The organism is Kitasatospora sp. NPDC040550 (assembly GCF_055594965.1).
This window is the reverse complement of record NZ_JBVIWC010000012.1, coordinates 208951-222931: the sequence shown is the minus strand read 5'-3', so window position 1 is coordinate 222931 and position 13981 is coordinate 208951. Positions and strand designations below refer to the sequence as shown.

15 protein-coding genes and 1 tRNA gene are annotated in these 13981 nt (G+C 72.5%); 8 read left to right on the top strand and 8 right to left on the bottom strand.

The window, feature by feature from the left end; genetic code table 11:
* The first annotated feature begins 264 nt into the window (after nt 1–264).
* The 5 genes from ACZ58X_RS19945 to ACZ58X_RS19925 all read left to right on the top strand — a co-directional run bounded on the left by ACZ58X_RS19945 (nt 265) and on the right by ACZ58X_RS19925 (nt 3474).
* The gene (locus ACZ58X_RS19945; RefSeq protein WP_470334930.1) at nt 265–450 is read left to right on the top strand and encodes a hypothetical protein; all 186 of its coding nucleotides are present in this window, start codon (nt 265–267) and stop codon (nt 448–450) included.
* A gap of 3 nt (nt 451–453) precedes the next feature.
* Nucleotides 454–621 (top strand): hypothetical protein, encoded by a 168-nt coding sequence (locus tag ACZ58X_RS19940; protein ID WP_470334929.1) that lies wholly within the window; start codon nt 454–456, stop codon nt 619–621.
* A gap of 65 nt (nt 622–686) precedes the next feature.
* Nucleotides 687–2102, top strand: coding sequence for a replication initiator protein RepSA (gene repSA / locus ACZ58X_RS19935; RefSeq protein WP_470334928.1), 1416 nt, complete (start codon nt 687–689; stop codon nt 2100–2102).
* The gene (locus ACZ58X_RS19930; RefSeq protein ID WP_470334927.1) at nt 2087–2305 is read left to right on the top strand and encodes an excisionase family DNA-binding protein; all 219 of its coding nucleotides are present in this window, start codon (nt 2087–2089) and stop codon (nt 2303–2305) included. Before repSA ends, ACZ58X_RS19930 begins: the two co-directional genes overlap by 16 nt.
* Nucleotides 2305–3474, top strand: a complete 1170-nt coding sequence (locus ACZ58X_RS19925) for a tyrosine-type recombinase/integrase (protein WP_470334926.1) — start codon at nt 2305–2307, stop codon at nt 3472–3474. The genes ACZ58X_RS19930 and ACZ58X_RS19925 overlap by 1 nt, the downstream gene beginning before the upstream one ends.
* Nucleotides 3475–3549: 75 nt before the next feature.
* Here ACZ58X_RS19925 and ACZ58X_RS19920 read toward each other — a convergent pair.
* A tRNA-Thr gene (locus tag ACZ58X_RS19920) sits at nt 3550–3623 on the bottom strand.
* A gap of 281 nt (nt 3624–3904) precedes the next feature.
* On the opposite strand from ACZ58X_RS19920, the gene ACZ58X_RS19915 reads away from it, so the two are divergent.
* From ACZ58X_RS19915 to ACZ58X_RS19905, 3 genes are all read left to right on the top strand, one after another.
* Nucleotides 3905–4996, top strand: coding sequence for an ABC transporter ATP-binding protein (locus ACZ58X_RS19915; protein ID WP_470334925.1), 1092 nt, complete (start codon nt 3905–3907; stop codon nt 4994–4996).
* Nucleotides 4997–5188: 192 nt separating this feature from the next.
* The gene (locus tag ACZ58X_RS19910; RefSeq protein ID WP_470334924.1) at nt 5189–5632 is read left to right on the top strand and encodes an immunoglobulin domain-containing family protein; all 444 of its coding nucleotides are present in this window, start codon (nt 5189–5191) and stop codon (nt 5630–5632) included.
* Nucleotides 5633–5777: 145 nt separating this feature from the next.
* Nucleotides 5778–6566, top strand: a complete 789-nt coding sequence (locus ACZ58X_RS19905; RefSeq protein ID WP_470334923.1) for a nucleotidyltransferase family protein — start codon at nt 5778–5780, stop codon at nt 6564–6566.
* Nucleotides 6567–6740: 174 nt separating this feature from the next.
* Here ACZ58X_RS19905 and ACZ58X_RS19900 read toward each other — a convergent pair whose 3' ends face one another.
* The 7 genes from ACZ58X_RS19900 to ACZ58X_RS19870 form a co-directional block, all read right to left on the bottom strand.
* The gene (locus ACZ58X_RS19900) at nt 6741–8360 is read right to left on the bottom strand and encodes a DoxX family membrane protein (protein WP_470334922.1); all 1620 of its coding nucleotides are present in this window, start codon (nt 8358–8360) and stop codon (nt 6741–6743) included.
* A 267-nt stretch (nt 8361–8627) separates the two neighbouring features.
* On the bottom strand, nt 8628–9620 hold the full coding sequence (rlmB, locus tag ACZ58X_RS19895) for a 23S rRNA (guanosine(2251)-2'-O)-methyltransferase RlmB (protein ID WP_470334921.1): 993 nt from the start codon (nt 9618–9620) through the stop codon (nt 8628–8630).
* Between the two features lie 136 nt (nt 9621–9756).
* Nucleotides 9757–11151: a cysteine--tRNA ligase gene (gene cysS, locus ACZ58X_RS19890; RefSeq protein WP_470334920.1), complete on the bottom strand. Its 1395-nt coding sequence runs from the start codon at nt 11149–11151 to the stop codon at nt 9757–9759.
* Nucleotides 11152–11265: 114 nt separating this feature from the next.
* Nucleotides 11266–11661 carry a PPOX class F420-dependent oxidoreductase gene (locus ACZ58X_RS19885; RefSeq protein WP_470334919.1) on the bottom strand — a complete coding sequence of 132 codons (396 nt, stop codon included), beginning with the start codon at nt 11659–11661 and terminating at the stop codon, nt 11266–11268.
* A 193-nt stretch (nt 11662–11854) separates the two neighbouring features.
* Nucleotides 11855–12346, bottom strand: a complete 492-nt coding sequence (ispF, locus tag ACZ58X_RS19880) for a 2-C-methyl-D-erythritol 2,4-cyclodiphosphate synthase (protein WP_470334918.1) — start codon at nt 12344–12346, stop codon at nt 11855–11857.
* Complete coding sequence (gene ispD / locus ACZ58X_RS19875) at nt 12336–13061, bottom strand: 2-C-methyl-D-erythritol 4-phosphate cytidylyltransferase (RefSeq protein WP_470334917.1); 726 nt, start codon at nt 13059–13061, stop codon at nt 12336–12338. Before ispD ends, ispF begins: the two co-directional genes overlap by 11 nt.
* Before the next feature lie 288 nt (nt 13062–13349).
* On the bottom strand, nt 13350–13832 hold the full coding sequence (locus ACZ58X_RS19870; RefSeq protein WP_030244332.1) for a CarD family transcriptional regulator: 483 nt from the start codon (nt 13830–13832) through the stop codon (nt 13350–13352).
* Between the last annotated feature and the right edge of the window lie 149 nt (nt 13833–13981).

Sequence of the window (13981 nt, the reverse complement as noted above, 5' to 3'; positions counted from 1 at the left end):
GACTCTGACGGGCCACCGAAGACTCTCAACTTTGCCCAGTCGTCGGTTAGGTCCCGGGCGCTACCCGGGCCACCCCCAGACAGACCAGGGAGACGCCTGTTTCTACGGAGCTGGATTCCCCTGCAGTCGGCCGCACGGCAGGACCGTAACTCGCACCACCGACAAGCAAGGCCGGCCCCGGGGCGGCAACACGCCGCCAAGCATCCCGCCGCCCCGAGGCCGCAACCCCTTCCCGAACCGAAGCCCACGAAGGAGACCACCATCATGCCGCAGCACAACCACACCCCGCGCCGGATCTGCCCGAACTGCTCCGGTTTCGCCGCAGTCGCCATCGCCACCGGCGTCCGCCTGCGCGACGGCTCCCGCGCCACCATCCCGGTCACCTGCCAGACCTGCGACGGCGCCGGCACCATCGCCCGCCCGCTCGCCACCGCCACCAAGGCGGTCTGACCGATGGCCCTCCTCGACTGGCGCGACTCCAAGCACTGGGCCCCGAAAGCCGAGCCCTGCGGCGTCTGCGACAAGCCCACCAACCTGCGCTCCGACCGCGGCAAGCCCGTCCACAAGGTCTGCGCCGAGCAGTGGATCGACCGCCACCAGAAGCCCGCCAACCAGTCCTGAGCCGCTCCGCCCCGGAGCCGCTCACTCACCCGGCTCCGGGGCCCTCTCCCCACAGGAGATGCCCCGTGCTCCACGAACTTCCGAACCGGCTGGCCCTCGCGGACCTGGCCCGCCTCGCCTCTCGCGGTGACCTTCCCCGCCTCCACGACCAGATCCGCCGCACCGGCGGCTGTGCCAACCCGATGCACCTCAAGGGCTTCCGCACCCTCACCCACGCCCCGACCGGCGCCGTCTGGCATCGCTACTCCACCGACCACGAACCCGGCGGGCGCCTCAAGGTCGCCTGTGGCAACCGCCGGGCCTCCCGCTGCCCGTCCTGCGCCCGCACGTACTCCGCGGACACCTTCCACCTGATCCGCGCCGGCCTCGCCGGAGACACCACCAAGGGCGTCCCGGTCACGGTCCGCTCTCACCCCCGGGTGTTCGCCACCCTCACCGCCCCCTCGTTCGGCCCGGTCCACAACCGGCCCGACAAGGGCACCTGCCGCTGCGGCCACGCCCACCCCGCCGGCTCGCCCCTACTGGGCACGCCGCTCGATCCGGAGCGCTACGAGTACGGGCACGCGGTGCTGTGGAACAACCACGCCCCTGACCTCTGGCGACGCTTCACGATCTACCTGTTCCGGGTCATGGCAAAAATGGTCGGGCTGTACCAGTGGCAGTTCAAGGAGCAGGCGAAGCTCTCGTTCGGCAAGGTCGCCGAATACCAGCGCCGGGGCGCCGTCCACTTCCACGCCGTGATCCGCATCGATGGCCCCGGCGGACCCGACACCGCCCCGCCTGCCTGGGCCACCGTCTCCCTGCTGGACGCCGCGATCCGCGCCGCCGCCCGCCGTGCCGGTCTCCCCGTCGCCGCCGGGGGTGACCAGCCCGCCCGCGTCCTGGAATGGGGCACACAGGTCGATGTACGGCCGATCGGCGCCTTCGCCGGCGGGGAGATCACGGAGCGGGCCGTCGCCTCCTACATCGCCAAGTACGCCACCAAGTCCGCCGAGACCACCGAGACCGTGGACCGCCGCATCCTGGAGCGCCACGAACTCGACCGGCACGACCTGCCCGCCCACACCCGCCGTCTGATCGAAGCCTGCTGGGACCTCGACCAGTACTACCCCGGCCGCCTGCTCGCGCACTGGTCCCACATGCTCGGCTTCCGCGGCCACTTCTCCAGCAAGTCCCCCACCTACTCGACCACCCTCGGCGCCCTCCGCCAGGTCCGCGCTGACTACCGCGCCGAACAAGCCCGCACCGAACTTCGGGAACGCCTGCTCGCCGCCGGGCTCCCGGACCTGGACGACCTGCCCGAAGCCGAGACCCTGGTCGTCGCCCACTGGGTCTTCGCCGGCGCCGGGAACTCCCCGGGTGAGTCCCTGCTCGCCGCCACCATCGCCCGGGACCTGCACGAACGCCACACCACCGACCGACAGGAGATGCGCGCACAACTCGCGCGAGAAGAGGGGGAACAAGCATGGACCGCCTGCTGACCGTCAAGGAAGCCGCCGAACGCCTCGGCACCTGGGCGACCAGCGGGGAACGGTTCCCCCGCCGCCTGATCGCCGAACGCCGCATCGCCTTCGTCAAGGTCGGCCACCACGTCCGCATCACGGAAACGGCCCTCGCCGACTACGTGGCCGCCAACACCGTTCAGCCGGCCACCCGATCCCGTCGTCTGCGGTCGGTGGCGTGATGGCCAACTCCAGGGGCAACCGCCGGCGCTTCGGCTCGGTCCGCAAGCTTCCCTCCGGCCGCTTCCAGATCCGCTACCCCGATCCGGTCACCGGCCTGATGCGTCCCGGCGAGAAGACCTACCCCACCAAGACGGACGCCGAAGTCGCGCTCACGCTCATCGAGGCCGACATCAAGCGCGACCAGTGGACTGATCCGGACGCCGGGAAGGTGAAGTTCGGGGACTTCGCCGACGAGTGGCTCAAGGACCGCAAGCTGGAGGAGACCACCAGGGAGCGGTACGAGGGCGTCCTTCGGTTGCACATCAAGCCCACCCTCGGCGGCAAGTTCGTCTCCGAGATCCCAGCTGCCCGCGTCCGTGCGTGGCGAACTCGGCTCCTGGAAGCGGGAGTTGGCGAGCCGACCGTGGTCAAGGCGTACCAGCTCCTCCGCAGCATCATGACCACCGCCGTGGACGATGAGCTGATCAAGCGCAACCCGTGCCGGATCAAGGGCGCCGACGTCTACGACGTCCCGGAACGCCCGGTCCTGACCGTCCCCGAGGTGTACGCCGTAGCTGCAGCCATCCAGCCGCAGTGGCGGGCGCTCGTGCTGCTGACGGCCTTCACGACGCTCAGGCTCGGTGAGCTGGCCGCGCTCCGCCGGCGGGACGTCGACCTGAACGCCCGCATCCTCTGGGTCCGCCGAAATCAGGCCGAGCTGAGCAGCGGCAAGCTGATCACCAAGGCGCCCAAGAGCCGCGCCGGCTTCCGCCCGGTCTCGTTCCCGGACCTGATCGTCCCGGACCTCGAACGCCACCTGGAGCGTCACGCGGCCAAGGGGCAGGACGGCCTGTTCTTCGTCGGCCCCCGGGGTGGCAGGCTCCGCCGGAGCAACTTCCGGGACGACTGGACGGCCGCCAAGGCGAAGGCCGGCGTCTCCCCGGACATCCACTTCCACGACGTCCGGCACACCGGCAACAACATCGCCGCGCAGAACGGGGCCAGCACCCGGGAGCTCATGACCAGGATGGGCCACAGCACCACCCGGGCCGCGCTGATCTACCAGCACATGACCAGCGACCGTGACCGTGCCATCGCCGACAAGATGGGCGAGGCTGCCCGCAAGGCTCTCGGGGACGACGACGATCCGCCGGACGCTTCTGGCACGCCCGTGGCACAGCCCGAGTAGGACCGCAGCAACGACGAAGGGCCGGCTCCCCCGGATCACCCCGGTGAGCTGGCCCTTCTGCCGTGTCCGGCGCTGAGCCCCCTGTCGGGTTCGAACCGACGACCCCCGCTTTACAAGAGCGGTGCTCTGGCCAGCTGAGCTAAGGAGGCACGGTGGCCGTCCGCGATGGATCACGGCGGCACCGGGGGCAGTCTACCGGGCCGGGGCGGCGGGGTGGGGGGATATCCCGGGGTTGGCGGGGTGGGTGGGCGTGATGGAACCGATGCGGAAAAGCGGGCGGAGGGGGGCTGACAAGCGGCGGACGCGCAGGTAGCGTCGCCGGGAGTCGGCGCGGTGGTGGTTCAGACCACTGACGGGCCGACGGAGACGAACGAACCCCCCTTTACTCGGATCGTCCGGCACGTTCCTGCCGGTGAAGGAGAGAACGACCATGGCTTCTGTCACGTACGACCAGGCGACCCGTGTCTACCCCGGGGCGACCAAGCCGTCGGTGGACGCGCTGGACCTGGAGATCGCGGACGGCGAATTCCTCGTGCTGGTCGGCCCGTCGGGCTGCGGCAAGTCGACCAGCCTGCGCATGCTGGCCGGTCTGGAGGACGTCAACAGCGGCGCGATCCGGATCGGCGACCGGGACGTCACCCACCTGCCGCCGAAGGACCGGGACATCGCGATGGTGTTCCAGAACTACGCGCTGTACCCGCACATGACCGTCGCCGAGAACATGGGCTTCGCGCTCAAGATCGCCGGCGTGAACAAGGCGGACATCCGCACCAAGGTCGAGGAGGCGGCGAAGATCCTCGACCTGACCGACTACCTGGACCGCAAGCCGAAGGCGCTGTCCGGCGGTCAGCGCCAGCGCGTCGCGATGGGCCGGGCGATCGTCCGCCAGCCGCAGGTCTTCCTGATGGACGAGCCGCTGTCGAACCTGGACGCCAAGCTCCGCGTCTCGACCCGCACCCAGATCGCCGGTCTGCAGCGCCGCCTGGGCATCACCACGGTGTACGTCACCCACGACCAGACCGAGGCGCTCACCATGGGCGACCGGGTCGCGGTGCTCAAGGACGGCCTGCTCCAGCAGGTCGACACCCCGCGCAACATGTACGACAAGCCCGCGAACCTGTTCGTGGCCGGCTTCATCGGCTCGCCCGCCATGAACCTGGTCGAGGTGCCGCTGGTGGACGGCGGCGTGAAGTTCGGCGGCTCGGTGGTCAACATCTCCCGCGAGGACCTGGCCGGCGCCGCGACCGACAAGACGGTGACCGTCGGCATCCGCCCCGAGCACTTCCAGATCGTCCCGGCGGGCGGCATCGAGGGTGTCGCGGTGACGGTGAACGTGGTCGAGGAGCTCGGCTCGGACGGCTTCGTCTACGGCACCACCCAGATCGGCGGCGTGGACAAGGACCTGGTCGTCCGCGTGCCCGGCCGCCAGATCCCGGCCCGCGGCGAGACCATCCACGTCGTGCCGACCGCCGAGGAGACCCACGTCTTCTCCACCAGCACCGGCGCCCGCCTGGGCCGCTGACGCCCCGCGCGCCGGCCCTGCGCACCAGCCCCGCACAGAGCACCTCCGGAGCCCGTCGGACCGTTCGCGGTCCGGCGGGCTCCGTCCGTACACCCCCACGTCAACACGGTGCAGGGACGAACCCGGACACCCTGTCACTCGATGGCGTGACGGAGGGCGATCCGGGGCCTACCCACCGCTACTCTCCTGAGGGTGAAGCAGCTTGTGCGCCGTATCGGCCAGACCGTCGCCCTGACCCTGCCGGTCGTCCTGGTGACCACCGGCACCCTCGCCGTGACCCGCGTCCCGTGGGCCCCGCCGACCGCGCTCGACCAGCAGGTCGTGGCGGCCTCCAGCGGCGACGGCGCCGGCATCGGGCGGTCGTCCTCGGCCGCCACCAGGACGGACGGGCTCGCCCCGCAGGAGTCGCTGCGGGTGGCACTGCTGGACGAGCTGCGCGCCAAGAACCCGTCCGCCGCGCTGGACCTGCTGGAGCGCTCGATGCGCGAGCAGCCGTCGCTGACGCCGTACTGCACGTCGCTGGCCACCGAGTTGGGCAAGGCGGCGGTCCGCAAGTACCAGGGCGACGTGCAGCGGGCCCGGTCCTTCGCCCGCCCGGTCTGCGACGGCGCCTTCGCGGCCGGCGTCGTCGGCTGACGGTTCCGCGGCCCGCTGACGGTTCCCGCGACAGCTGACGGCGTCGTCGGACCTCCGCGTCGTCGGTCGGCGTCATCGGCCGACGACGCCGGCCGAGCGGTCCACCTGAGGCGCCAACCCCCTTCGGGCGCCCTATTGTTCAGCCATGACCGCTGACTCCGGCACCACCGCCGACCTCACGTCCCCGCTGCCCCAGCAGCCCAGGCCGACCACAACGCCCGTCACCCAGGCCGTGATCCTGGCCGGCGGCCAGGGCTCCCGGCTCCGCCCCTACACGGACGACCGCCCCAAGCCGCTGGTCGAGATCCCGGGGACGGGCACGCCGATCCTCGGCCACCAGCTGGCCTGGCTGGCCGCCGAGGGCGTCACCGACGTCGTGGTGTCCTGCGGCCACCTGGCCGACGTGCTGGAGGAGTGGCTCGACAAGGCCGACCTGCCGCTGCGGGTGCGCACGGTGGTCGAGGCCGAGCCGCTGGGGCGCGGCGGCGGGCTCAAGTACGCGGCGAAGGCGCTGCCGCGCCCGGACGAGCCCTGGTACGCCACCAACGGCGACATCTGGACCAGGTTCAGCCTGCGCGACATGGCCGCCTTCCACCACGAGCGGGACGCCGTCGCGACGCTCGCGCTGGCCCGGCCGCGGATCCCGTGGGGCGCCGTGGAGACCGACCAGTTCGGCAACGTGCTGGACTTCATCGAAGCCCCGCCCTCGCCCTTCCTGATCAACGCCGGCCTGTACGTGTTCAGTCCGGAGTTCGCCGAGCTGCTGCCGGACGTGGGCGACCACGAGCGCACCACCTTCCCCCAACTCGCCCGCAGCAAGCGGCTCGCCGGGTACCAGCTGCCGCAGGGCGTGTACTGGCGCGCGATCGACACGGCGAAGGACCTCACCGAGGCGGCCAAGGAGCTCGCCGCCTACCGCGACAGCTCCCGCTGACGAGCGGAGGACGAGCGGAGGCACGCGCGAGGTCGAGCGAAGGGACACGCAAGGACTAGCGGAGGGACGCGCGAGGACGGTTCCCCCGTCCCTGAGCCCGAGGAACCGCCGAGCCGCAGCGCTACGGCCGGGTGCTCCCCCACGGAGCACCCGGCCGTAGCGCGCCCGGCGGCCTCAGGTGGCGGTCGGCGTCCCCGGACGGGAGGACTGCCCACCGGACTGCCCACCGGACTGCCCAGCGCCCTCGCCACCGGACAGGCCGGCCAGCGGCCCGCTGCCCAGCACCGGACCGCTGCCCAGCACCCCGCCGAGCAGCCCGGAGCCGTTGCTCGGGCTGGGCTTGGGCGCGTTGCCCGAGCCGCCGGGGGCCGGGGTCCGCTGGGCGGGCGCGGAGCCGGATCCGGCGGACGGGGCTGCGGGCGCCGGGGAGGAGCCGCCGGTCTCGGGCTTGCCGGAGTGCTTGCCGCTGGGCGTGGCCCCGGCCGACTTGGCGGGGGCGGTGGACGGCGTGCCGGCGCTCGGGGTGGGGGTGGCCGGGCGGGGGGCGGCGGGCTGGGGCTGGGTGGACGTGCTCTGGCCGCCGGGGCCGCCGGACGGGCTGCCGGACGGCCAGACCGGGGTGCCGTAGTCGCCGGACGGGCGGCCGGGCTCCTGGTGCGGGCGGGCGCCGGTGCGGACGGCCGCGCCGAGCATCGAGCCGAGCAGCAGGGTGAGGCCGACCACGACGGTGGTGACGACCGCGCCGCGGCGCAGCACCCGGCGGCGCAGCGCGCCGGGGGCGCCGGTGCCGATCCGGCGCCAGGCCTCCAGGTTGAGCCGTCCGTCGAGCGAGGCGAACGGCGCCCCGGCGATCAGCAGCGGGCTCCAGGCCGCGAGGAAGATCAGGTCGGGGGTGTCGTAGACCGGGACGGCCCGCCAGCTGACGGTGAACAGCAGCGCGGCGGAGAGCAGCATGGCCGCCCCGGCGGCGAGCCGCTGCCACAGGCCGAGGACGGTCAGCACGCCGACCACGATCTCGGTGAACGACACCACCAGGCCGGAGCCGACGGGGTGCGCCATCGCGAAGGCGAGCAGCGGCTCGGCGACCTTCCACGGGTGCAGCGAGGAGAGCCAGCGCATCATGGAGCCGCGCTCGCCGCCGTCGAAGTACACCGGGTCGCAGAGCTTGCTGAACCCGGCGTAGACGGAGAGCGCGCCGAGGACCGCGCGGAGCGGCAGCAGCACCAGGCCGAGGTCGACCCGGCGGCCGGGGTACCAGGGCTGCTTGCCGTCGGCCGCCGCGGCGGCGGAGACCTCCGGCAGTTCGCCGCTGGGGGTCCAGCCGTGCGGCTCGCCGACCGGGCCGACGCCGGCGTCGGTGGCGGTTCCGCTGCCCTCGCGCGGCTGGCGGGGGACGGTCCGGGCGCCCGCGTAGGCGGGCAGCACCTGGGTGTCCGCGTCGTCGGGGCCGGCGCCGCCGGGCGCGCCGTTGGTCCGCACCGCTTCCAGGAGCCGGGTGGCCGCGAGGTCGCCGGGGGCCGCCTGGCCGGTCCAGGTGACGGCGGTGACCCGGCCCTTGCGGCGCTGCGCGCCGCCGGCGGCCCCGGCCAGCGCCGGGACGGCGGAGGCGGGTACGACGACCTGCGGGGTGACCAGCGGACGGCGGATCAGGCCCTGGTTGGCGTACGGGTCGCCGAACGCGGCGCCGGTGGACAGCAGTCCCGCCGGGGCGTCGATCAGCGGCGCCACCGGGGTGCCGAGCCGGAGTCGGAAGCTCGCCTGGGTGCTGCTGAGGCGCGCGGGGTCCGACGGCACCTTGACGGTGTCGATCCCGGGGCCCGCCTCTATCCCGGTGCTGCCCCCGCCGAACAGGGGGCGCCGAGGTGTTCTGGTGTCCACGTCCACGCCCGTCTAACCGGGTGACGGCCGCTTAGGACACTCTCCCGGGTGGATGTCCGGCGCATACTTGAAGTGATCATGAGAAAAGCGATCGGACCCGGTCGGGCCCGATCGCTTTTCACTCGGATCGCGGAGAATTCAGAAGATCTCCTGCGGACGGGGGTCCGTCCGTGCTTGCCGGAATCAGCGCTTGGCGCGCAGGCGGGCGGCCTCGTACAGCACGATGCCCGCCGCGACACCGGCGTTCAGCGACTCGGTCAGGCCGCTCATCGGGATCCGGACCCGCATGTCGCAGGTCTCGGAGACCAGACGGGACAGGCCCTTGCCCTCGCTGCCCGCGACGATCACCACGGGGCCGGTCAGCAGCTCCAGGTCGCCCAGCTCGGCCTCGCCGTCGGCGGCCAGGCCGACGACCATCAGGCCGGCCTTCTGGTAGGCCTCCAGGGTGCGGGTCAGGTTGGTGGCGCGGGCGACGGGCAGCCGGGCGGCGGCACCGGAGGAGGTCTTCCAGGCGCCGGCGGTCATGCCGGCCGCACGGCGCTCGGGGATGACCACGCCGTGCGCACCGAAGGCGGCGGCGGAGCGGACCACGGCGCCGAGGTTGCGCGAGTCGGTGACCCCGTCCAGCGCGATGATCAGCGCGTCCTGGCCGGCGTCGGCGGCCTCCCCGAGCAGGTCGTCGGGGTGGGCGTACTCGTACGGCGGAACCTGCAGCACCAGGCCCTGGTGGTTCATCCCGCCGGTCATCTGGTCCAGCTGCGGGCGCGGGGCCTCCATCAGCGGGATGCCGCGCTCGTTGGCGGCCTGGAAGGCGTCGCGCACCCGGTCGTCGGTGTCGATGAACTGCTGGACGTACAGCGCGTTGGCCGGCACGCCGCCCTGGAGCGCCTCGACCACCGAGTTGCGGCCGAAGACCAGCTCGGCGGCGCCCGCGCCGCCACGACCGCCCCGGCCGCCGGCGCCGGCCCGGCGCATGCCGGCCCGGGCCTTGGCGTCCCGCTCGCGCTTGATCGCGGCGTTGGCGGCCCGCTGCTTGGGGTGGCCCTTGCGCTCCTCACCGGGCGGGGTCGGGCCCTTGCCCTCCAGTGCCCTCCGGCTGTGCCCGCCGGTACCGACAGACGCACCCTTCTTCGATCCGGGGTTGCGGCGGTTCCTGCGCTGGCTGTTGCCGGCCATGGCTGTACTTCCTGTCTGTCCGGCATGCCCGGCCGCTCCGCTCGGTGCGGCGGCGGCCGACGGCATGCGCTACGTCATGCGGGAGGGCCGCACCGGTCCGGTACGGCCCACCCATCACCCCGGTCGTCAGATGGGGTTACTGGTTGTTGATCGTCCAGCGCGGGCCGGACGGGGTGTCCTCGATCACCAGCCCGGCCAGGCCGAGCTGGTCGCGGATGGCGTCCGCGGTGGCGAAGTCCTTGCGCTGGCGCGCCGCCTGCCGCTGGTCCAGGACCAGACGGACCAGCGAGTCGACCACACCGTGGAGGTCCTCGCCGCGCTCCGCCCCGGCCCACTGCGGGTCGAGCGGATCGAGACCCAGTACACCGAGCATCGCACGGACCTCGGCCAGTCGCGCCACCACGCTCTCCTTGTCGTCCGCGTTCAGGGCGCTGTTGCCCTGGCGGACGGCGGTGTGCACGACGGCCAGCGCCTGCGGGACGCCGAAGTCGTCGTCCATCGCCTCGGCGAAGGCCGACGGCACCTCGGGCGCCGCGTCGACCTTGCCGCAGCGCTCGACGGCCCGCTGGATGAAGCCCTCGATCCGGCCGAAGCCGACCTCGGCCTCGCGCAGCGCGTCCTCGCTGTACTCGATCATCGAGCGGTAGTGCGCGGCGCCCAGGTAGTAGCGGAGCACGATCGGCCGCCACGCCCGGACCATCTCGGAGACCAGCACCGAGTTGCCGAGCGACTTGCTCATCTTCTCGCCGGCCATGGTGACCCAGGCGTTGTGCACCCAGAAGGCGGCGAAGTCGTCGCCGTAGGCCTTGGACTGGGCGATCTCGTTCTCGTGGTGCGGGAAGATCAGGTCCAGGCCGCCGCCGTGGATGTCGAAGGCCGGGCCCAGGTACTTGTGCACCATCGCCGAGCACTCCAGGTGCCAGCCCGGGCGGCCGCGGCCCCACGGGGTCTCCCAGCTCGGCTCGCCCGGCTTGGCGGCCTTCCACATCGCGAAGTCGCGCTGGTCGCGCTTGCCGGTCTCGCCCTCGCCCTCGGGCTGGCGCAGGTCGGCGAGCTTCTGGTTGGAGAGCGCGAGGTAGTCGGGGTACGACTTCACGTCGAAGTAGACGTTGCCGTCGACCGCGTAGGCGTGGCCCTTCTCGATGAGCCCCTGCATCATCTCGATCATCTCGGGCACGTGCCCGGTGGCCCGCGGCTCGACGGTCGGCGGCAGGCAGCCCAGCGCGCTGTAACCGTCGTTGAAGGCACGCTCGTTCTCGTAGGCGATCTGCCACCACGGCGTGCCGAGCTCGCGCTCCTTGGCGATGATCTTGTCGTCGATGTCGGTGACGTTGCGGACGAAGGTCACCTGGTAGCCGCGGTAGGCGAACCACCGCTGCATGATGTCGAAGTTGAGGCCGGACCGGATGTGCCCGATGTGTGGCGCCGACTGGACGGTAGCGCCGCACAGGTAGATCGAGACACAACCCGGTACAAGCGGGACGAAGTCGCGTACCTGGCGGGTGCTGGTGTCGTACAGACGAATGCTCACAGCGTCAAGCGTAGTGGGCGGCGGGGGGTGCCCCGCGACATTAACCGGGAACGGACCGGGCAATCCCCGGGGAACGGCGGGACCGCCCCGGGGATTCGCGGCCGGCCCGGCCGGTCAGATGCTGCCGACCACCTTGCGCGGGGTGAGCCGGACGACCACCCGGACGTCGTCCGGCCCGTCGAACCCGTACTCCTGGTCACCGCGGTACTTGAAGCCCAGCTCGTTGATCAGCTCCCGGCCGCCCTCGGTGGTCAGCGTCACCGCACCGCGGACCTCCAGGTACTCGTACGGACTCTCCGGCGGGTTGATCACGATCGAGGCCCGCGGGTCCTTCACCAGGTTGAGGTGCTTGCGGCGGCCCTGGACCGTGGAGAACAGGATGTCGTCGCCGTCCCGCTTGACCCAGACCACCGAGGCCTGGGGGCTGCCGTCCGGCTGGATCGTGGAGACCACGGCGAAGCTCTTGCCGTCGATCAACGCCTTGGCGCGGTCGGAGAGTTGGGAAGTCATCGGGAACCTCTTCTCGTCGGCGACGGTACGACCCGAGGGTGAGCTCCGCACGGGCCCGGACCGAACCCTACCGATCCGGGCCCCTGCGGCATTCGGTGAACACCCGTCACCAGTCGCCTATTTCCGACCGGGCGGTCGGCCGGGCGTGCTGCCGGACCACCGGCCGCCCGCCGGCCGCCCGCCGGCCAACGGCTCAACGCCGTTCGTACACCAGGGCGGTGGCGATCGCGGCCAGCCCCTCGGCCCGGCCGGTCAGGCCCAGGCCGTCGGTGGTGGTGCCGGAGACCGAGACCGGCGCACCGGCCGCCTCGGACAGCGCGGCCTGCGCCTCGGCCCGCCGCTTGCCGATCTTCGGCCGGACCCCGATCACCTGGACCGCGATGTTGCCGATCTCGAAGCCGGCCTCGCGCACCAGCCGGGCCGCCTCCCCGAGCAGCTTCACCCCGGAGGCGCCGGACCACTCCGGGCGGTCGGTGCCGAAGTGGGCGCCCAGGTCGCCGATCCCGGCGGCCGAGAACAGCGCGTCGCAGGAGGCGTGCGCGGCCACGTCGGCGTCCGAGTGCCCGGCCAGCCCGTCCCCGGCGTCCGGCCACTCCAGCCCGGCGACCCGGAGCGGGCGGCCGGCCTCGAAGGCGTGCACGTCGGTGCCGATCCCCACCCGGGGGATCAGGGGCTCAGTAGTCATCGGCGGCCCTCCGGCGGGCGAGTACGGCCTCGGCGAGCACGAGGTCCAGCGGACGGGTGACCTTGAACGCCTCTTCGTGGCCGGGCACCACGACGACCGTGCCGCCATAGCGCTCCACCAGTCCGGCGTCGTCGGTGACGGGCGCGGCGTCGGCGCCGCCGGCGGCCTCCTCGGCCAGCGCCTTGGCGTGCACCTCGACCAGGGTGGCCCGGTCGAAGCCCTGCGGGGTCTGCACCGCGCGCAGGGTGGCCCGCTCGGGCGTGTCGAGCACCGGCTCGGGGCGGCCCGGGTTCGGCTCGACCCGCTTCACGGTGTCGGCCAGCGGCACCGCGGGCACCACCGCCGGAGCCCCGGCCCGGACGGCGGCCGCGACGGCGTCCACCACCTCGACCGGGACGAGCGGACGGGCCGCGTCGTGCACCAGCACGATCTCGACGTCCTCGGGGATCGCCGCCAGGCCGAGCCGGACCGACTCCTGGCGGGTCGCCCCACCGGCCACCACCCGGAAGTCCTTGCCGTCCAGCCCGTGGCCGTCCAGCAGGGCGACCACCTCGGCCACCCCGTCGGCGGGCGCGGCGACCACGACCAGGCCGACCGCCCGGCTGCGGGCGAGGGCCCGTACGGCGTGCACCAGGAGCGGCACGCCGCCCAGTTCCCGCAAGGCCTTCGGGGCACCGGGCCCCAGCCGCTCACCGCGTCCGGCGGCGGGCACCACAGCTGCTGCGACTGCTGCTGACGCGTTCAGGTTTCACTCCTTCGGCGAAGTGGGTATGGCCATGGCGTGCCCGGCGGGCGCGGGGCCCCTTCCGAAGAACGACTGGTCCACTGCCCGCCGCACAACTGCGCAGAAACGGTCTTGCAGGCCTGGACCGGCTCGGGTGGGGGGCGTCGTCCGGACACGCCTCAGCGCCCGGAGTGCCACTGCACCACCCCCGGACGGTTCGTCCTGGGAGCGGCACGCCGGCACCGGGCGCTGTGGGCGATGGGCGGAAGCCCGACCGCACTACGAGGCGAGCACCTCGTCGAGCAGCGTCTCCGCCTTGTCCTCGTTGGTGTTCTCCGCCAGCGCGAGCTCGCTGACGAGGATCTGGCGCGCCTTCGCGAGCATCCGCTTCTCGCCGGCCGAGAGGCCGCGCTCGCGCTCGCGACGCCAGAGGTCGCGCACGACCTCGGCGACCTTGATAACGTCGCCCGAGGCGAGCTTCTCCAGGTTCGCCTTGTAGCGACGGGACCAGTTGGTCGGCTCTTCGGTGTACGGTGCGCGGAGCACCTCGAAGACCCGGTCCAGACCCTCCTGGCCGACCACATCGCGCACGCCGACGAACTCCGCGTTCTCGGCGGGCACGCGGAGCGTCAGGTCTCCCTGCTGCACCTTGAGCACCAGGTAGGTCTTGTCCACACCTTTGATCTGGCGAATTTCGATGGCCTCGATCAGCGCGGCCCCGTGATGGGGGTAGACCACCGTGTCGCCAACCTTGAACGTCATGTGACAGGACCCCTTCCGTGGCTTTCCAGAATAACACGCCTTGCGGCCCACCCGAAGGGCGTTTTCGCAGGTCAGGGCCGGTACCGGGGCTTGACAAGGACCCCCGTGACGTGCTGCGACCGATGTTCGAGGGGGGCTTCCCGCAGGTC